General features: G+C 71.2%; 17 protein-coding genes and 3 pseudogenes. 15 read left to right on the top strand and 5 right to left on the bottom strand.

Annotated elements, in window-relative coordinates; translation table 11 throughout:
- The first annotated feature begins 126 nt into the window (after positions 1 to 126).
- From WME98_RS25890 to WME98_RS25875, 4 genes are read left to right on the top strand one after another with little or no spacing between them, the layout of a single operon-like run.
- Positions 127 to 813, top strand: coding sequence for a TetR family transcriptional regulator (locus WME98_RS25890; protein ID WP_437953729.1), 687 nt, complete (start codon positions 127 to 129; stop codon positions 811 to 813).
- Positions 810 to 1547, top strand: coding sequence for an ABC transporter ATP-binding protein (locus WME98_RS25885; RefSeq protein ID WP_437953728.1), 738 nt, complete (start codon positions 810 to 812; stop codon positions 1545 to 1547). The genes WME98_RS25890 and WME98_RS25885 overlap by 4 nt, the downstream gene beginning before the upstream one ends.
- On the top strand, positions 1544 to 2311 hold the full coding sequence (locus WME98_RS25880) for a hypothetical protein (RefSeq protein WP_437953727.1): 768 nt from the start codon (positions 1544 to 1546) through the stop codon (positions 2309 to 2311). Before WME98_RS25885 ends, WME98_RS25880 begins: the two co-directional genes overlap by 4 nt.
- A complete protein-coding gene (locus WME98_RS25875) occupies positions 2308 to 3111 on the top strand; it encodes a hypothetical protein (RefSeq protein ID WP_437953726.1) in 804 nt (267 codons plus the stop codon). The genes WME98_RS25880 and WME98_RS25875 overlap by 4 nt, the downstream gene beginning before the upstream one ends.
- Positions 3112 to 3116: 5 nt before the next feature.
- Here the strand turns inward: WME98_RS25875 and WME98_RS25870 are convergent, their stop codons facing one another.
- A complete protein-coding gene (locus WME98_RS25870; protein WP_437953725.1) occupies positions 3117 to 5021 on the bottom strand; it encodes a CASTOR/POLLUX-related putative ion channel in 1905 nt (634 codons plus the stop codon).
- Between the two features lie 154 nt (positions 5022 to 5175).
- Here WME98_RS25870 and WME98_RS25865 point away from each other — a divergent pair, with 154 nt between their 5' ends.
- The 8 genes and pseudogenes from WME98_RS25865 (at position 5176) to cobJ (ending at position 12611) form a co-directional block, all read left to right on the top strand.
- Positions 5176 to 5550, top strand: a complete 375-nt coding sequence (locus tag WME98_RS25865; protein WP_061626878.1) for a DUF3209 family protein — start codon at positions 5176 to 5178, stop codon at positions 5548 to 5550.
- A gap of 31 nt (positions 5551 to 5581) precedes the next feature.
- On the top strand, positions 5582 to 6316 hold the full coding sequence (locus WME98_RS25860) for an FAD-dependent oxidoreductase (protein WP_437953724.1): 735 nt from the start codon (positions 5582 to 5584) through the stop codon (positions 6314 to 6316).
- A 16-nt stretch (positions 6317 to 6332) separates the two neighbouring features.
- Positions 6333 to 7460, top strand: coding sequence for a cobalt-precorrin-5B (C(1))-methyltransferase (locus tag WME98_RS25855; protein WP_061626872.1), 1128 nt, complete (start codon positions 6333 to 6335; stop codon positions 7458 to 7460).
- Entirely contained in the window at positions 7457 to 8164 is a 708-nt protein-coding gene (locus WME98_RS25850; protein WP_437317652.1) for a precorrin-8X methylmutase, read from the top strand. The genes WME98_RS25855 and WME98_RS25850 overlap by 4 nt, the downstream gene beginning before the upstream one ends.
- Entirely contained in the window at positions 8161 to 9420 is a 1260-nt protein-coding gene (cbiE, locus tag WME98_RS25845; protein ID WP_437953723.1) for a precorrin-6y C5,15-methyltransferase (decarboxylating) subunit CbiE, read from the top strand. The genes WME98_RS25850 and cbiE overlap by 4 nt, the downstream gene beginning before the upstream one ends.
- A complete protein-coding gene (gene cobI, locus WME98_RS25840) occupies positions 9417 to 10220 on the top strand; it encodes a precorrin-2 C(20)-methyltransferase (protein WP_437953722.1) in 804 nt (267 codons plus the stop codon). The genes cbiE and cobI overlap by 4 nt, the downstream gene beginning before the upstream one ends.
- Positions 10217 to 11356 (top strand): cobalt-precorrin 5A hydrolase, encoded by a 1140-nt coding sequence (locus WME98_RS25835; protein ID WP_437953721.1) that lies wholly within the window; start codon positions 10217 to 10219, stop codon positions 11354 to 11356. Before cobI ends, WME98_RS25835 begins: the two co-directional genes overlap by 4 nt.
- Positions 11349 to 12611: pseudogene (cobJ, locus tag WME98_RS25830) on the top strand (precorrin-3B C(17)-methyltransferase). Before WME98_RS25835 ends, cobJ begins: the two are co-directional and overlap by 8 nt.
- Positions 12612 to 12710: 99 nt before the next feature.
- Here cobJ and WME98_RS25825 read toward each other — a convergent pair.
- The 3 genes and pseudogenes from WME98_RS25825 to istA all read right to left on the bottom strand — a co-directional run.
- On the bottom strand, positions 12711 to 13151 hold the full coding sequence (locus WME98_RS25825; RefSeq protein WP_437953720.1) for a hypothetical protein: 441 nt from the start codon (positions 13149 to 13151) through the stop codon (positions 12711 to 12713).
- A 774-nt stretch (positions 13152 to 13925) separates the two neighbouring features.
- Positions 13926 to 14678 carry an IS21-like element helper ATPase IstB gene (gene istB, locus WME98_RS25820; RefSeq protein ID WP_437945317.1) on the bottom strand — a complete coding sequence of 251 codons (753 nt, stop codon included), beginning with the start codon at positions 14676 to 14678 and terminating at the stop codon, positions 13926 to 13928.
- 19 nt (positions 14679 to 14697) lie between these two features.
- Positions 14698 to 16230: pseudogene (gene istA / locus WME98_RS25815) on the bottom strand (IS21 family transposase); the annotation flags it as partial.
- Positions 16231 to 16561: 331 nt separating this feature from the next.
- Here istA and WME98_RS25810 point away from each other — a divergent pair.
- Both WME98_RS25810 and WME98_RS25805 read left to right on the top strand, forming a co-directional pair.
- Complete coding sequence (locus WME98_RS25810) at positions 16562 to 17299, top strand: hypothetical protein (protein WP_437953719.1); 738 nt, start codon at positions 16562 to 16564, stop codon at positions 17297 to 17299.
- On the top strand, positions 17236 to 17631 hold the full coding sequence (locus tag WME98_RS25805) for a hypothetical protein (RefSeq protein ID WP_437953718.1): 396 nt from the start codon (positions 17236 to 17238) through the stop codon (positions 17629 to 17631). Before WME98_RS25810 ends, WME98_RS25805 begins: the two co-directional genes overlap by 64 nt.
- Positions 17632 to 17816: 185 nt before the next feature.
- Here the strand turns inward: WME98_RS25805 and infA are convergent, their stop codons facing one another.
- On the bottom strand, positions 17817 to 18035 hold the full coding sequence (gene infA / locus WME98_RS25800; RefSeq protein WP_437953717.1) for a translation initiation factor IF-1: 219 nt from the start codon (positions 18033 to 18035) through the stop codon (positions 17817 to 17819).
- Here infA and WME98_RS25795 point away from each other — a divergent pair.
- Positions 17946 to 18479, top strand: a pseudogene (locus WME98_RS25795) (hypothetical protein); the annotation flags it as partial. The gene infA and the pseudogene WME98_RS25795 overlap by 90 nt on opposite strands.
- Between the last annotated feature and the right edge of the window lie 3 nt (positions 18480 to 18482).

The following is an 18482-nucleotide window of genomic DNA, read 5'->3' as shown; positions in this document are numbered from 1 at the left end:
CGCCCGGAGCCGCGCTCGAGCGTGGATCCCTGACGCGCGGAGATAGCCCTCCCGTGGCCCTGCCCGGTCCCACGTCGAGGCGTCGCCCGATTTGACTCATTTGTCTGAATGAGTCATATCGGTTCTGTGCCCGCCCGCCGCCCCGAAAAGCCCCGCGACCCTGCCCGTCGCACCAGGATCCTCGAGGCCGCCAGGCGCCTCTTCGCCGAGCGCGGCTTCAAGGGCGTGAACCTCGACGCCGTCGCCGCCGAGGCCGGCTGCGCGAAGGGCGCGCTCTACCTGGAGTTCGCCGACAAGGAGGCCCTCCTGCGCGAGGTGGTCGAGCAGGCCTTCGCCGCGATCCGCGCCCGCTTCGCCGCCGAGGTGATGGGCCTCGACTCGCCGCTCGATCGCCTCGTCGCGACCCTCCGCTTCGCCTACCGCCAGCAGGCCGCGGAGCCGCTCTTCGGCAAGCTCCTCCGCGAGGACCCCGACCTCCGCGCGCTCCGCCTGCAGGACGACGCCGCGAGCGCCGCCGCCGCGAAGGCGCAGGTCGCCCAGATCGTCGGCTGGGTCGACGAGGGCATCGCGCGCGGCGAGATCCGGCCCGACGTCGATCGCGACGCGATCCCCTTCGTGCTCGGCGTGCTGCGCTTCGCGCCCCAGCACCTCGGGCTGGTCACGTCGTTCGGCTCCTTCGCCGGCGAGCGCGCGCTCGACGCGATCGCCGACATCTTCCGCGCGGGCCTCGCGGCGCGCCCCGCGGCGGCCTCCACGACCACGGTCTCCACGACACACCGCGCGACCGCATCGCGCGCAGGGAGAGAGCGATGAACCAGGCGATCGAGGTGAACGCGCTCGGCAAGCGCTTCGGGAAGGTCACGGCCGTGGACGGCGTGAGCTTCACCGTCGCGCCGGGCGAGATCTTCGGCTTCATGGGGCACAACGGCGCCGGCAAGACGACCACGCTGCGCATGCTCCTCGGCCTGACCCGGCCGACCTCGGGGTCCGCGCGCGTGCTCGGGCGCGATGTCGTCCGTGAGATGCTGGAGGTCCGACGGAGCGCGGGTTACCTGCCCGCCTCGTACGCGCTGCCCCCCGACATGACGGCGCGCGGGTTCCTCCGCTACGTCGCCGCGATGTTCGCGCTGCCCCGCGACGTCGCGGCCGCGCGCGCCGACGCCCTCTTGCGCCGCTTCGGGCTCGAGCGCGAGGCCGACCGCCCCCTGCGCGGCTTCTCCACCGGCATGGCCCAGAAGGTCGGGATCGCCCAGGCGCTGATCAACGAGCCCGCGGTGCTCCTGCTCGACGAGCCGACCTCGGGGCTCGATCCCCTCGGCCGCCACGAGCTCCTCGAGCTGCTCCGCGAGCTCGCGCGCGAGCGCGGCGTCACCGTCGTGTTCTCGTCGCACATCCTCTCCGACGTCGAGGCCCTCTGCCGGCGCGTCGCGGTGATGCACCGCTCGCGCCTCGTCGCCTGCGACGAGGTCGAGCGCCTCAAGGACGCGCACGGCGCCCGCACCATGGACGATCTCTACCTCGCGCTCGTGCGCCGGGAGGCCGCGTGATCCGCCTCCTGTGGCTCGACTACCTGGCGACGCTCCGCGAGCGGAAGACCTGGCTCTGCGTCGCGATGCTCGCTTACGCCCTGGTCGCGATCCCCGTCGTGCTCGCGCGGCCGCCCGAGCACGTGCGCGCCGCGATGGCCGCCTGGTTCGGCGACGCCGGGCCGTTCCAGACCTTCATGTACGTGTGGATCGACCTGACGATGAACAAGGCGATCGCGTTCATCCCCGTGGTGCTCGCCAGCGGCGTCGTGCTCCGCGAGCGCGACACCGGCGTGCTGCCGCTCCTCGCCAGCAAGCCGCTCTCGATCCCGCGCTACTTCGTCCTCCGCGCGCTGAGCGCGTGCGCGGTGATGGGGACCCTGCACGGCGCCACCCAGCTCGCCGGGGCCGTCTACTTCGCGGCGCGCGTCCCCGGTTTCCGCCCCGGCCCCTTCCTCGGCGCGATGTCGCTCCACGCCTTCGCGGCCCTGTTCGCGACCGCGCTCTCTGCCGCGATCGCCGCGTGGGTGAAGCACCGCGGCGCCTCGGCGCTGATCGGGTTCGCCACGCTCGGGGGCCTCGTGGGCCTCTCGCTCATCGGCTTCTATCAGCCCGCCTGGCGGGCCATCACCCTCGCGAACCCGATCACCCTCGGCGCGCTCGGCCTCGGGAGCCTCGACCACCTCGGCCCCGCCGTGCTCGGCCCGCCGATGCTCGCGCTCGCCGCGCTCACCGCCCTCACCGTCGCGGTCGGCGCCGCCGGCGTCCGGAGGATGGAAGCATGACCCGGGCGACCGCCCCCGCGGGCTCGCTCCGCGGCTACTTCGCGCTCGAAGCGCGCCGCGCCCCGCGCCGCACCTCGCTCGTCGCGGCGATCGCGGGCGCGCTCGTGGTGCTCGGCACGCACGCGCTGCTCGTCCGCGTGCCGGCCCAGGTCATCCACTTCCTGGAGCAGGCCTTCGGCATCGAGGGGATGGCCGCCGTGCTCCTGATCAACGATCTCCTCGCCACCTATTTCGTCGCCTACTTCGTCGCCCTGGCGGGCCTCGTCGACGCGACGGTCACGGCGCGGGAGGAGCATCGGCTCGAGATCCTGCTCGCCAAGCCGATCCGCGCCCGCGTCCTGCTCGCCGCGCGCACGGCGCCGTCGCTGCTCGCCGGGGCCGGGGCGGGCGTGGCGGTCGCGGCCTGTACCGCGCTCGCCGTCGCGCCGCACATCGCGGCGAACGACATGGTCAGCGCGGCGGGCGCGCTCGGCGCCGGCCTCGCCCTCGTCGCGCTCGCGATCGCGCTGCTCTCGGCGCTCCTGCCACTCCTCGCGCGGATGCGCGACAGCTTCCACGCGCTCATGGTCGCGTCGGCCGTGTGGATCGCGCCGCTCTTGCCCACGGCGGCGTTCATGTACCGGCCCGACGCGTTCGAGGCGCGCGAGGGCCTCCGCGACGCGATCGTGCTCGCGTCGCTGCTCTGGAACGACGCCACCTCGGCCTGGCTCGGGCCGGCCGCGCTCGCGCTCGCGATCCCGCTCGCCGCCCTCGCCATCGCCGCCGCGGGCGTGCTCCTCGAGCGCGCCGACGCGCGCTGACCCCGCTACTGCTCGGCCAGGACGATGATCCTGTCGCCCTCGCCGAGCGTCACCGGCGCGCGCTTCCTCGGGTTCACCTTCACGCCGTAGGCCTGCGCCGCGTCGTCGGCCTGCGCCGCGAGGCGGTAGCCGACCGCGACCTCGCCGCGGCGCCGCGCCGACTCGACGATCGTGGCGAACGTCACCGGGCGGGCGAGGCGCACGTAGTCGCGTGCGGGCTTCAGGTACAGCTCGGACCCCTCCGGATCGAACAGGTCCTCGAAGACCGCGGCCAGGTCCCGGTTCTCGGAGATCTGCGCGAGCATCAGGCTGACGAGCTTGTCGCTCACGATGAAGTCGTCCGCGTGCGCGACCTCGGCGAGCTCGCGGTTCCGGAGATCGAGCATCTCGCTCACGATGCTGAAGCTCTGGCCGCGCTTCGCCTCGAGGTCGCGCAGGTGGAGCAGCGTGACCAGCGTGCGCGCGTCGGCCTCCTGCGGATCGAGCGCGTCGGAGTAGCTCAGCGTCACCACGTGATCGTAGGAGCCCACCACGCGGTCGAGCGTGCGCCGATCGGTCGTGTCGCCCCGCTCGATCCTGACGGCGAGGTTCCGGAGCTCGCCGCATTCGGCCTCGAGCTGCTCCCTGGCGTCGGGGACGTCGGCGACGACGGTGACCTCGGAGCCCTCCGCGACGTAGTGATCGAGCTCGTTGATGAACGCCGCGGCGCGGCGGTTCCAGCCGAGGAGGAGCGTGCGCTCGGGCCGCGGCGCGGCGGGCTTGCCGTCCCGGATCGCCCGCTCGTCGACCTTCGGCGGCTTCTTCGAGGGCGCGCCGATCGCGCTGTCGTCCTCGGCGATGAGGATGACGGCGTCGCCCGGCTCGATCCGCGCGTCCATGGGCGGGTTGAGCAGCACCTCGCCGCCCCGCCGCCGGATCCCGATCACCGCGCAGTCGTCGTACGCGAAGAGCGCCTCGCCGAACGACTTGCCCACGAGCGCGGGCTCGTCGCGCGTGTAGATCTCGTGGCCCTTGAAGTCGAGCAGCTCGCCGTAGACCACGCTCAGGCCCTCGCTGCGGCAGGTCTGCACGGTGATGCGCGAGAGCACGTCCTCCGTGGGGATGAGCGCCGCCTCGTCGCGCGCCACGAGCCGCGCGGCGTCGAGGTTCCGCCGGTCGCGGATCTGCGTGACGATCGGGTAGCGCCCCTTCTTGCGCCCCGCCTTGTTGGTGAGCGCCAGGATCGACTTGATCACCTGCGAGTCCGGGTTCCCCTCCTCGGGCGAGAGCAGGATGATCGACCGCGCCGCGTCCGGGTTCACGATGGCGATGTCCGCGGGATCGCACGGGTTTCCGGTGCGGCAGACCACGCGCGTCTTGCCGGTCGGCCCGACGCGCGCGCGGATCTCGTCCTCCATGTCGACCTTGTCCTTCTCGGCGAGCACGGCGATGGCCGCGCGCGGGCGGCTCTCGTTGGCGATCGCGAGCTCCTGGATCATCGAGAAGATCTGCGGCGACCAGCCGAGGATGACGGTGTGCCCCTCCTCGCAGACGAGGGAGCGGCCCTTGCGGAGCTCGCTCACGCGGTCCTCGATCCCGCTCGTGATGATGCCGATGAGGATGCTGACCATGAAGATGCCGCCGAGCGTGACGGCGAACATCGCGGCGAGGTAGCCGCGGCTGCCCGTGTCGCCGGCGACGGTGCCGGCGTCGAGGGCGCGCATCAGCGTGATCCAGAGGGCGGAGGGGAACGACACCGGCGCGCCCTCCTCCCCGTCGGGGGCGAGCCCGAGGAGCACGACGATCGCCGCGAACAGGACCACCATCGCGGTCGAGAGCACGAACAGCCAGGCGATGAGCGCGGGCGCGCCCTTCGCCATGGTGAGATCGAAGCGGTAGCGGAGGCGATCGAGGAGGGTGATCTTCTGCATGGGCGCGCGGGCGCCGCGCTCGCTGGGCGCGCGGCGGCGGGCCCACCTAGCACGGACCGAGCGCCCGTCGAAGCGCGCGCACGGGCCGCCCCGCCTGCTCCTTCCCGCCCTGTTCTCTAGCTGGTAGGAGGGGGCGGATTAGGAGGGAGCCGACATGGCCTGTCACGAAATCGCCGCGCTTCGCCTGGGGCTCATGAACATCCTCGGCATCGACGATCCCGCCGAGCGCGCGCACGAGCTCGCCGAGCTCGGCCCCGCGGCCGAGGCGCCCGGCCCGATCTCGGCGATGCTGCGCGCCGGGGATCTCAAGAGCCTCTCGCGGCTGTTCGAGGGGTCGCTCGCGGAGCTCCAGGAGAAGGTCGCGAAGACGCCCGCGGGCGACGAGAAGATCGCCTACCTGCGCTCGCTCCTCATCCTCACGAAGCAGGTCGAGCTCGACCTCCGCGCCCAGGTCGACGGGCTCGGCCGGCTCTACCGCGAGCTCGAGGAGATGCACGACTTCGTGCACGAGGTCTACCCGGCGGAGTAATCACGGCAGGAGCAGGAGCAGGAGCAGACCGATGGCTCAAGGCAGCGCCAAGATCAGGATCGTCCACGCCGAGCCGCTCGGCCACGGGGCGCGGCTGCTCCGCGTCGAGCGCGTCGACGGCGCCGCGCTCGGCTTCGCCGGCGGGCAGTACGTGATCATCAACACCGGGGTCACCCTGCCCGGCGGCAAGCTCGCGAAGCGCGCCTACTCGCTGCTCTCGAGCGACGCCGAGCAGCGCAGCGTCGAGATCGCGGTCAAGCGCATCGGCGCCGGCCCGGGGTCGAACGTGCTCAACGACATCGCCGTCGGGGCGGAGCTCGAGTGGAGCGGCCCCTGGGGCAAGCTGCGGCTCCCGGACGGCTTCTCCGGCCGCGCGCTCGTCGTCGCCACCGACACCGGCATCACCGCCGCGCTCGGGATCGCGCGGGGCGCGGCCGCGGCCGGCGCGGCGCAGCTCGACCTGCTCTGGCTCGTCGAGTCCGACGACACCTTCGTGTCCGAGCGGTTCGTCCGGGAGCGCCTCCCCGAGCGCGCCCGCCTGACGGTCCTCGGCGGCTTCCTCCCGGTCGGCCACCCCGAGCGTCCGGCGCGCGCGTGCGCGCTCGTCGGCGATCACCTCGCGGCCGGGCCCTACGACGCCGCGCTCTGCGCCGGCGACGGCGCCGTCATTTACCCGCTCCGCGACCGGCTGGCCGCGCTCGGCGCGCCGGAGGGCAGCGTGCTCCTCGAGAGCTTCTTCAACAACCCGCTGAAGAAGTCCGTGTAATCGTTCAGGATCCTGGATGGCAGAGGTCCGGCCGAGAGACCCGAAAGGGCAGCGCGAGGGGTTCACGACGGGCGCGTGCGCGGCCGCCGCGGCCAAGGCGGCGGCGCGCGTGCTCGCGCGCGGCGCGGCCGTCGACGCCATCGAGACGACCCTGCCGAACGGGCAGCGGGTGACCTTCCCGCTGAAGCGCTGCGACCGCGAGGGGCCGCGCGCCACGTGCAGCGTCATCAAGGACGCCGGCGACGATCCGGACTGCACCCACGGCGCCGAGCTCGTCGCCGAGGTCGAGCTCCGCCGCGAGCCGGGCGTCGAGATCCGCGGGGGCGACGGGGTCGCCGTCGTCACCAAGCCCGGGCTCGGGCTGCCGGTCGGCGCGCCGGCCGTGAACCCCGTGCCGCGCCGGAACATCACCGAGATGGTGCTCGAGGAGCTCCAGGGCTCGGGCTTCGCCGGCGCCACGGTCACGATCAGCGTCCCCCAGGGCGAGGAGATGGCGAAGCAGACCATCAACGCGCGCCTCGGGCTCATCGGCGGGATCTCCATCCTCGGGACGAGCGGGATCGTGAAGCCGTACTCGACCGCCGCCTTCCGCGCGAGCGTGGTGCAGGCGATCGACGTCGCCGCCGAGCGCGGCATCGCGACGCTCGCGCTGACGACCGGCGGCAAGTCCGAGGCGTACGCGATGAAGCTCTACCCGGAGCTGCCGGAGGAGGCGTTCATCCAGGTGGGCGACTTCATCGGCACCGGCGTCCGCCACGCGGCGCGGCGGCGGATCGCCCGCGCGGTCATCGTCGGCATGATCGGCAAGCTCTCGAAGATGGCCGACGGCAAGATGATGACGCACGCCGCCGGCTCGGAGGTGAGCATGGAGCTGCTCGCGCAGATCGCCGAGGAGCTCGGCGCGCGGCCGGAGATCGCGGCCGAGATCCGGCAGGCGAACACCGCGCGGCACGTGCTCGAGCTGTGCCAGCGCGAGGGGCTCACCGGCGTGGCCGGGGGGATCTGCAGGCGCGTCGTCGAGCACACCTCGCGCCACGCGGGCGGCGGCCTCGAGGTGCACGCCTGCCTGGTCGATTTCAACGGGGCGCTGCTCGGCCGGTACCCGGCCGAAGGCGCCGGCAGAGACAGAGCGGAGGAGCCATGAGCGGTGAGGAGGCGCGCGCGGTGAACGACATGCGGCAGATGACCGCGCTCGGGCGGCGCATCGAGGACAAGAGCTTCGCGATCATCGACGAGGAGGCGGGCGCGCACGGCTTCCCGGACGCGGAGTGGCAGGTCGTCCGCCGGGTGATCCACGCGACCGCGGACTTCGAGTTCTCGTCGCTGATGCGGCTCCACCCCGAGGCGATCGCGCGCGGGATCGAGGCGCTCCGGGGCGGCGCGCCGGTGCTCGTCGACGTGAAGATGATCGGCGTCGGCCTGAACGAGCAGCGGCTCGCGTCGTACGGCTGCAAGATCCACTGCTTCATCTCGGACGACGACGTCATCCAGGCCGCGTCGGCGGCCGGCTCGACCCGCGCGATCGAGTCGATGCGCAAGGCGCACCGGCTCGGGCTCCTCGACGGAGCGATCGTCGCGATCGGCAACGCGCCGACCGCGCTGCTCGAGGTCGTGCGCCTCGCCCGCGAGGAGGGGGCGCGGCCGGCGCTCGTGATCGGCGTGCCGGTCGGGTTCGTGTCGGCGGCGGAGTCCAAGGAGGCGCTGCTCGAGTCCGGGCTCCCGTCGATCGTCGCGCGCGGCCGCAAGGGCGGCAGCCCCATCGCCGTGGCGATCGTCCACGCACTGCTGCTCCTCTCGGCCGAGGCGGCGCCCGCTCCGGCGGGCGAGCCCGCGCAGGGGGCGCGGTGAGCGCCCGCCGCGCCGTGACCGTCGTCGGCATCGGCGACGACGGGTGCGCCAGCCTGTCGAGCCGCGCCGCGTCCGCGGTCGCCCGGGCCGAGGTGCTCGTGGGGGGCGAGCGGCACCTCGAGTTCTTCCCGCAGTTCCGCGGCGAGAAGATCGCCCTGAAGGGCGGGCTCTCCGCGGCGCTCGAGCGCGTGGAGGCGCTCTCGGCCGAGCAGAACGTGTGCATCCTCGCCTCGGGCGATCCGCTGTTCTTCGGCGTCGGCGCGCTCGTCGTCCGGAAGCTCGGCGGCGAGCACGTCGAGATCATCCCGAGCCTGAGCTCGGTCCAGTGGGCGTTCGCGCGCACGGGCATCGCCTGGGACGACGCCGCGTTCGTCTCGGTCCACGGGCGCTCGCCCGAGGGGTTCGCCACGCGCGTCCGCCGGCTCTCGAAGGTCGCGGTGCTGACCGACGGCGAGAACGGCCCGGCCCGGCTCGCGGCGCGGCTCCTCGAGCACGGCGACGCCGGCTGGAAGGCGTGGGTCTGCGAGAGCCTCGCGGGCGCCGGCGAGCGCGTGCGCGCGTTCGACCTCGCCGCGCTCGCGGCCTGCGAGGACATCGGGCCGCTGAACGTGCTCCTGCTCCTCCGGAGCGATCCGGCGTGGCGGCCGCCGCCTTCCGTCCCGTACCTGCACGAGGACGCGTTCGCGAAGCGGATGCCGAAGAACGGCCTGATCACGAAGCGCGAGGTGCGCCTGCTCTCGATCGCGTCGATGGCGATCCGCCCCGACGCGGTCGTCTGGGACGTCGGCGCCGGCTCGGGGTCGGTCTCGATCGAGGCGGCGATGCTCTGCCCCCTCGGGCGCGTCTACGCGATCGAGGTCGACCCGGAGGGCGTGGAGATCTGCCGGGACAACGTCCGCACGCACGGGGTCGACAACGTGCGCGTGATCGCGGGCCGCGCGCCCGAGGCGCTCGCGGGGCTCGAGGATCCGGACGCGGTGTTCGTCGGCGGGAGCAAGGGGAGCATGGAGGAGATCATCGCGGCGGCGCTCGATCGGCTGCGGCCGGGCGGCCGGCTCGTGGTCAACGCGATCACGATGGAGAACGTGGCCGAGACGTACCGGGCGCTGCGGGCGCGGGGGCTCGACCCCGAGGTCACGCTGCTCTCGGTCTCGCGCGGCGTCCCGCTGGCGCGGTACATGCGGTACGAGGCGCTGAACCCGATCCACGTCTTCGCCGCGACGAAGCCCGCGGCGAGCGCCCCGGAGGCGTCATGAGCGGCCTCGGCAAGCTCTATGGCGTCGGCGTCGGCCCCGGCGCGCCGGACCTGCTCACGCTGCGCGCCGTGCGCGTACTCGAGGGCGCGGACGTGCTCGCGCTCCCCCGCAGCTCGGACTTCGGCGCGTCGATGGCGTACCGGATCCTCGAGCCCGTCGTCGGCAAGCAGCGGGACAAGGAGCGGCTGCTCCTCACCTTCCCCATGAGCAAGGACCCGGATCGCGTCCGCCCCTACGTCGACGCGGCGGTCGACAAGATCGGCGAGCGGCTCTCGCGGGGCCTGTCCGTCGCGTTCGCCACCGAGGGCGACCCGTCGCTCTTCAGCACGTTCGTCTACGTGCGCCGCGAGGCGCTCCGCCGCTACCCCGGGCTCGAGGTCGAGGTCGTCCCCGGCGTCACCTCGGTCACGGCGGTCCCGGCCGTGAGCGGGCTCTCGCTCGCCGACGGGCAGGAGCGGATCGCCATCCTCCCCGCCACGTACGGCGTCGACGACCTGACCGACGTGCTCCGGCGCTTCGACACCGTGGTCCTGATGAAGATCGGCTCGGAGATGCCCAAGGTGACCGAGGCGCTCACGCGGGCGGGCCTCCTCGACCGGGCGGTGTTCGTCTCCAAGGCGACGATGCCCGAGCAGCGGATCGTGCGGGACCTCAGGGCCGCGCAGGGCGAGCGGGGCGACTGCTTCGCCATGGTGGTGGTCACGCGCGGGGAGCGCAGCGGGCTGCTCGTCGGCGAGGCCGAGGCGTCGCTGCCGGGCAGCTTCGACAAGAGCCTGAACGAAGAGCCGGAGGCCCCGTGACGCCCGAGCGCAAGCCCTACGCCGTCTACGCCATCACGCGCCACGGGATCGACATCGCGCGCCGGCTCGTCCCGGGCCTGCCGGGCGCGGATCTCTACGTGTCGCAGAAGCTCTTCGACCGGGCGCCGGAGGGCGCGAGGCCGCTGCCGCTGCCGATGGGGCCGCTCCTGACCGAGGCGTTCACGGCCTACGACTGCCACGTGTTCGTGATCAGCGTCGGCGCCGTGGTGCGCATGGTCGCGCCGCTGCTCAAGAACAAGAAGGTCGATCCGGCGGTCGTGTGCGTCGACGACGCGGCCCGGTTCTCGATCTGCGTGCTGTCCGGCCACGTCGGCCGGGGCAACGCGTTCACCGAGAAGGTGGCCGCGCTCCTCGGCGCGCAGCCGGTGGTGACCACCGCGTCGGACGCGATCGGGACGCTGACGGTCGACATCCTCGGCCGCGAGCTCGGGTGGACGCTCGACGACCCCGATCGCAACGTGACGCGCGGCTGCGCCGCGGTCGTGAACGCCGCGCCCGTGCTGTTCGTGCAGGAGACGGGCGAGCCCTCGTTCTGGCCCGAGGGGACGCCGCTCCCGCCGGGCGTGCGCTACGCGACGTCGCTCGACGGCGTCGATCCGGGCGCGTGGGAGATCCTGCTCGTCGCGAGCGACCGCGATCTCGGGCGCTCGCACCCCGAGGTCGTCGAGCGCGCCGTCGTCTACCGGCCGAAGAGCCTGGTGCTCGGCGTCGGCTGCGACCGCGGCGCGCCGCTCGACATGGTGGAGCGCGGCGTGGACCGGCTGCTCGAGGAGCACGGGCTGTCGGCGAAGTCGGTGAAGGCGCTGGCGACGATCGACAAGAAGGCCGACGAGGAGGCGCTGCTCGCGCTGTCGGCGCGGCGGGGGTGGCCGCTCGTGACGTTCACGGCCGAGGAGCTCGACGCGACCGAGGGGATCGAGAACCCGTCGGAGACGGTGAAGAAGCACGTCGGCGCCCGGGGCGTCGCCGAGCCGGCCGCCCTGCGCGCGGCGGGGGCCACGAAGCTGCTCGTGCCGAAGCGGGCGTACACCGAGCCGGGCGTGGGCCGGTCGATGACGCTCGCCGTGGCGCGCGTCCCGTTCGCGAAGCGCAACGTCGAGGAGAGCCATGGGTGACAGCAAAGGAGTCCTGTCGATCGTCGGGATCGGCCCCGGCGCCGAGGAGCACGCGACCCGCGCCGCCCTCGAGGCGATCGCCGCGTCGGATCTCATCGTGGGGTACACGACGTACATCCGGCTGGTGAAGCACCTCATCGAGGGCAAGGAGGTGATCAAGACCGGCATGACCGAGGAGATCGGCCGGGCGCGCGCCGCGGTGGAGCGGGCGCGGGACGGAGCGCGCGTGGCCATCATCTCGTCGGGCGACGCGGGGGTGTACGGCATGGCCGGGCTCGTCTTCCAGGTGCTGGAGGAGATCGGCTGGAAGCGGGGCGAGTCGCCGGAGCTCCGCCTCGTGCCCGGGATGACCGCGCTCAACGCGTGCGGGTCGCTCGTCGGCGCGCCGCTCGGGCACGACTTCTGCGCCATCTCGCTGTCGGATCTCCTGACCCCGTGGCCGGTCATCGAGCGGCGGCTCGAGGCGGCGGCGTCCGCCGACTTCGTGATCGGCCTTTACAATCCGGCGAGCGGGCGGCGGACGCGCCAGATCGTGCGGGCCCAGGAGATCATCCGCCAGCACCGCGCGGGCACGACGCCGGTGGCGCTCGTGAAGAGCGCGTATCGCAAGCTGGAGAGCGCGGTGCTCACCGATGTCGATCACTTCCTCGACTACGAGATCGGGATGCTGACCACGGTGCTCGTGGGGTCGACCAACACCTTCGTCTTCGAGGGGTACATGGTCACGCCGCGCGGATATACGAACAAGTACACATGGGATGGGGAAGCGCTCCCGGGCCAGACGCCGGGGCGCACGCTCGTGCTCTCGGACGAGAGCGTCACCGCGGAGGAGGTCTAGATGGCACGCGTAGGGAGGCTGGGCGGCGCGATCCTCGCCGAGACCCAGGGAGAGTATTACCTCGTCGGCAACACCAAGGCGCCGGTCAACTTCCGGGAGGCGGGGTTCGAGCCGCCGGACGAGGCAGAGCTCGTGAAGGGGGCGTATCTGCGCCTGAAGCCGCTGCGCGAGGTGAAGGTGGCGGCGCCGGTGCTGCTCCTCGACGTCGAGGGCGAGGAGCTCGCGAAGAAGCTCGTGCAGCGCTTCGTGATCGATCGGAACGGCTCCGTGAGCGAGCGGCTGTGGCGGCTCGTCTACAGCCCGGATGACCCGCTCGACGACGCCGAGGCGCCGGTCGAGCGGGACGCGCGGTGGCTCGGGGATATCCCCGAGACCATCTGGCAGCTCGTGCGCGACAACGTGCTGCGCTGCCTCTGATCTCGGCTCCTGGCGCACGCCGGCGAAGCTCGCAGGCGGCCGACGCCGGGCACGGATCCCACCACACGCCTCGATCTCTAGGACAAGACCGAACCCGCTCTACCCCCGCGTGGTGACCTTCCAGTTTTGCGACGTGCTCTCACCGCCTGTGTCGGCCACCACGTCGTAAGTGATATTTTGGCTCGCGATGGAAAACGAGATCGTGCCCGAGGTGTAGTTGTGCGCCTGCTGCAAGGGCGTCACGAAGAAGCCCTGCGTCTGCGACGTCGTGGAGGTGCGCACTGCGGGAAAGAACATCGTACCTCCCGGGATCTCGATGCTAAAGCTAGACGTCACCGGGTCCTTGCTCCCCGACCACCAAACGACGATATCCGACTGTTTCAGGGTAACGTTCTGCAGATTGTATGCGCTCTTGTTGATCACCGAGATGTTCACGGGGTTCGCATCGTCTATGCTGAGGCTGGTTTGGTCGGACGCATACGTGAAATTGATCACGATATCACTCGGGTCAACCGTGAGGATCTGCTTGCTCTTGCTCATGGTTCGCTCCTGTTCGATGGTTAGAACTGGGGCACGGGAAGCCGGCCTGCTCCGCGGCGAGGAACGCACACGTCACGCCCCTCGCCCGCGGCGCCTCTCGAGCTGTCTCTAGAGCCGGGTCACATCGAGCCCCTGTCCTTGCCGATTGCAGCGCGCATACCAGGCGCTCGAACCGTCTCCCCCGAGCCGCCGAGGCGGCGATCGGCGCCGCGTGCGTGGGCGGGCAGCGGCCTCCGGCAGCCGGCAACGACCGAGGCTGCGTCACCTGGAGACGCTGCGCTTCTCCTGGAGACACGCGCGGTCGGACCCGGAGCGCTCGACGAGAACGCCGCGCCGGCCAGGTGACCCAGCGGCGCAGGAGCGGGGCCAGTTCTGGCTATCGCAAGGGGGTCAGAGGTTCCTGTCGCTTGCCAGGGGCTGCCGCTCCGGCGCCTCGCTCATTGTCGATCGCAGCCCGTGTTCAACGATGGCGCGCACGTTGCGACGTGGTTGCAGCGTGCGCGCTTCGATGTTGCGCTGGACGAGGATCGCTCGGGCGCAGATGGGAGCACGTGGTGGTCCATCAGTACACTGGAGTTTGAGCGCATGCTGAGAGCACGTTTGACCTCTCTCCTCGGCCTGTCTTGCATCGTGCTGAGCACGGCCTGCCGGCAGACCTCCGAACCCCTGCATACCAAATCGCCTGCGTATTCCGACGGACGTGACGGCTCGTTCCGGGGCGACGCGACGGCCCAGTCCGGCGTGACGTGGACCGGAGCGTAGCGACGAGCGCGGTCAGGTCTTCGTCTCGGTCACCTCGGGAGCCACCGCCTTCTTCTTCCGCATCGACCCGCCGCGGAGCGTCACCAGGTGCGCGTTGTGGACAACGCGGTCGCAGATCGCGTCGGCGATACTCGCCTCTCCGATGGCTTGGTGCCAACTTTTCACCGGGATCTGCGAGGTGATCACGGTCGACGACGTGTCGTATCTGTCCTCGAGGACCTCGAGTAGATCGCGCCTCTCGACATCGGTCATGGGCGCGAGCAGGAAGTCGTCGAGGACCAGCACGGCGACCTTGGCCATGCGCGCGAGGGCGTTGGCGTAGGTCCCGTCGGCACGCGCGACCGCGAGCTGCTGGAGCAGGCGCGGGGTGCGGATGACGAGGGCGCGGAAGCCCTGCCTGCAGGCTGCCTGCGCCAGCGCGCCGCCGAGAAAGCTCTTCCCGGCTCCGGTCGCTCCCAGCACGATCACGTTCTGCTTCGCTCGGACCCACTGGCAGGAGCCCAGCGACCGAGCGAAGGACCTGTCTACGCCGCGCCCTGCCTCGCAGGAGAAGTCCTCCATGCACGCGCCCCCCGGCACCCGCGCATCCTTCAGCAGGCGATGGAGCCGCTTGTTTTCACGGGCTGTCCACTCGCGGTCGACGAGCAACCCGATCATCTCCTCAGTGGAGAGCGGCTCCGCCGACGGCGCAGCCTCCCTCTCTCTCAGCATCGCCGCCATCGCGTTCAGCTTCATCTCGACCAGCTTCTGAATCGTCTCTTCCAAGATCACTCCTCTCCTCCTTGTCGAAGTACTCAGCACCGCGGATGTTCTCGTGCGCCAGGGCCCCCCGGGGCGGCGGCTCGACCAGCGGCGCGCGGTCGAGACCATTCCTCAGGATCGCGGTCACGCTCTTCGCGGTGGGGCTGCCGATGCGAAGCGCACGCGCGCACGCAGCGTCGACGCGCTCGCGACCGTACTTGTCCGCGAGCCGGATCACGCCCAGGCACGTCCGGTAGCCCGTCTCCGGGTGGGTGCGGTGGCGCATGACCGCGCGCGCGAGCTCGCCGACGTTCGGACCGATCGTCTCGGCCCACGCCACCACGCGCTCCGGCGGCCACTTGCCGTAGTCGCGATGGGCCCTGGGGCGATGCTCGTCCACGATCACCGCCGTGCCCTTCCGCCCGTAGCTGCGCGCGTGCGATGCGACGCGCACGCCGTCGTGGAACAGCTCCACGACGGCCGCCGTCGCTCGGATCTCGACGCGCGCACCGACCAGCGTGTACGGCGCGCTGTAGAGCCGGTCGTCGTAGCAGACGCAGTAGTCGATGTTGACCTTGGCGTGCTTCCAGTCGGCGAGCTCGTACCGCCGCGCCGGCAGCGGCCGCATCACGGGCTTGTCGATGGTCTCGAACGCCGTCCGCCGGCAGCCGTCGAGCCGCTGGAACGGCCGCGCGTTCAGCCGCTCGAGCAGCGACGCGATCGCGTCGTTGAGCTCGGCAAGGCTGAAGAAGGTCCGGTGTCGCAGCGACGCGAGGATCCAGCGCTGCGCGATGAGCACGCCGCCCTCGACCTTCGCCTTGTCGCGCGGCTTTCGGGGCCGAGCCGGAATCACCGTCACGCCGTAGTGGCGCGCCATCTCGAGGTAGGTCGGGTTGATGTCCGGCTCGTACCGGTCTGGCCCGGAGACCGCGCTGCGGAGCTGGTCGGGGACGACGACCTCGGGCACGCCGCCGAAGTACTCGAGCATCCGAACCGTCGAGCCGACGAAGTCGGCGAGCTTCTGCGAGCGCGTCGCCTCGGCGTACGTGTAGTTGCTGGCGCCGAGCACCGCGACGAACAGCTCGACCTCGGTCACCTCGCCGGTCGTCGGGTCGACGATGTGCGGCTTCCTTCCCGAGTAGTCGATGAAGACCTTCTCGCCGGCGCGGTGAACCTGACGCATCACGACGCCGAGCTTCTTCTTCCAGCCTGCGTACAGGTCGCAGAACCGGCTGTACTCGTAGGGCTTCAGCGGAGCCTGTGCCGCGCTCGCTTCGCGGTACTCGAGCCAGAGCGTCTGCAGCGTCACGCACGGCTTCGACAGCTCGCGGTGCACCCAGGAGAAGTCGATCGGCACGCGCGCGGGCGGCTCGTTGCGGCCGACGTCGCGGAACAGCCGCGACTCGATCTCGGCCTCGGTCATCTCTCGGGCGACCTCCCACGTCAGCCCCGCCCTCTCCGCACGCGCCAGGTAGCCGCTGACCGTGCTCTCGCCGACGCAGGCCGCTGCAGCGATCTCCGCTCGGCTGCGCTTGCACTCGAACTTGAGCCTCAGAATCTCTCGAACCTTCCGCATCGATAGCCGCTCCGACATCGCGCCCATGTACGCGATGAGGCTGCGACCGCGAGCGCCGCCTGTGGGCCGTCACCCCCGTCGGAACGGTCCGTCACGTCCCTCGGAACGGCCCGTCACGTGCGTCGGAACGAGCCGTCAGGTGTGTCGGAACACCCCGTCGGGTGGCCCGGAACGCCCGGTCACGTCCCGTCGGAACGAGCCGTCACGTGCGCTCGGAATCGGCCGTCACGTCGGCCCGGAATACGCAAAATCGCCCCCTACCGACAGCTCCGCCCCCCCTCCCATCCACCGCAGCGGCGGCGTGGTGGCGGTGCCAGCGCGCGCGGGTGCCGTGGAGGGAACGACCCAGAACTCCGACGAGTTCATCTGGCGTCTGTTCGCCGAGTTCGCAGCACCGGCGTCTGCGACGAGCCCGTCGCCGGTGGTCTTCGAGACCTGGGCCTCGGACGCGGACACCTTCACGAAGACGCCCGCCTGGCCCGATCCTGCGGCGCCGAAGAAGTTCCAGACCAGCCGTCTCCTCCTGGCGACGCGCGCTCATTCGCAGAGCACCATCGACGTAAAGTGCGCTCCGCCCGGCAACGCCGCGGTGGGCGGCTTTCCTACCACCGGTACGCCATCGCCGTGCATCGCCGAGGAGGTCAAGCGAAACCGCACGATGTTCGACTACATCGTCCGCCACTCCTTGAACACCCAGGAGGGACTGCAGGCGGCGTTCAAGAGCCCCCGCACCGTCGACATGCCGACGCCGTCGGTCTCGGTGAAGGGCGACTGGGTCCCGGTCTCGGCCATGCTTCAGTGGATCCCCAGGCTCGGCACCGTGGAGCGCGTCCGGCAGCTATATTACACCAACACGGTCGACTCGACCGAGTACGCGCTCGTCTCGCTGCACGTGGCCAGCCGACAGAACAAGAACTGGGTGTGGGGCACCTTCGAGCACGCGATGCCCCTGGACGCTGCGACGATCTCGGCTGCTTCGATACCTTCGGCGCCAGGGCTCCGGCCGTGCCACCGGCCCGCAACGCGGTCAACACCGATTACGGGCTCTGCGAGAAGACCCCGGCGCTGAAGGACGTCATGGAGCAGAAAAACCTGTCTCCCGTCTGGCAGAACTTCTGCTTGAAGGCCACGATGGTCGACTACCTCGCCCCGGACGGCACGCCGTATGCGCTGGGCAACTCTGTCATCGAGCGCATCGTCGGCAACGGCACCGTGGCCGCCTCGTCCTGCATGGGCTGCCACGCCTACGCCTCGTTCGACGCGACCGGACTGCCTTCGGCTACGGCGCTGGCGATGCTCCCGTACAACCCGATGGGCCCTCCGATCCCAGCCGTGCTCGAAGGGTCGAAGACGTTCAGCTTCATGTGGGGCGTCGTGAACTTGCTTCCTCCGCAGAAATGATCATGAGCTCCATGGCGCTGATGCGCCGAGCACCCCGGCGTTCTTTGCGTGCTGCCGAGCCGGATCGGGTGCTGTCAAGACCCCGTTGCGCGATGCGAGCGCAACGGTCCGGCTCAGGCGCTGCTCCCACGCCGCCCCGTGCCGCCCCCCGATTCGCGCGCAGCCCCTGGCGAGACTGGCAACGCTCACCGCGCGCGATAAACGATGAACCCGTGTTTGGGATCCAACGGCGAGATGGCCACGCGGACCTCGTCGCCCTGCTCCACGCGAATGTGCGCGCGTCGCATCTTGCCAGCCAGCTTGGCGAGAACTTGGTGGCCGCCTTGGACCTCGACGGAGAAGGTACCGCCCTTGCCGACGCTGACCACCTTGCCTTCAAGCTGAACCAGATCGTCTTTGCTCACGAATTCACCTCGTTCGTGTTCGTTTTTTCATACAACGCCGCGCATGCCCTCCCGGAGACTGCAGACGAGACCTGGGGTAACGCGGAGCGCAGCGACGCGCGCAGGGGGGCATCGAGCCCGACCCATCACTGCCCCACGCCGGTGGTCATCTCGGCCCCCTGCCCCTGCCGCTTGCACCACGCATACCAGGCGCTCGAATCATCTCTCCCACGAGCCGCCGGCGTGGCGATCTGCGCGGCGGCGTGCGTGGGCGGGCAGGGGCCTTCCGGCAGCCGGCAGCGACCGGGGCTGCGTGCGTCACCTGGAGACGCAGCGCGTCTTCTCGCGACGCACGAGCGAGCCCGAAAAGCGCGGGACGGGGCCTACCGAATTCGCTGCCTGATTCTGCTGAGGTTGGGCGCCGGAGCGACGCCGGCACGTATCGCAGAAGAGCTCGAGGTCGCTCGC

Origin of the sequence: Sorangium sp. So ce296 (assembly GCF_051529605.1) — a bacterium.
Lineage (GTDB): Bacteria > Myxococcota_A > Polyangia > Polyangiales > Polyangiaceae > Sorangium > Sorangium cellulosum_D.
Note: the sequence above shows the minus strand (reverse complement) of the source record. Positions and strands in the feature narration are given on the sequence as shown.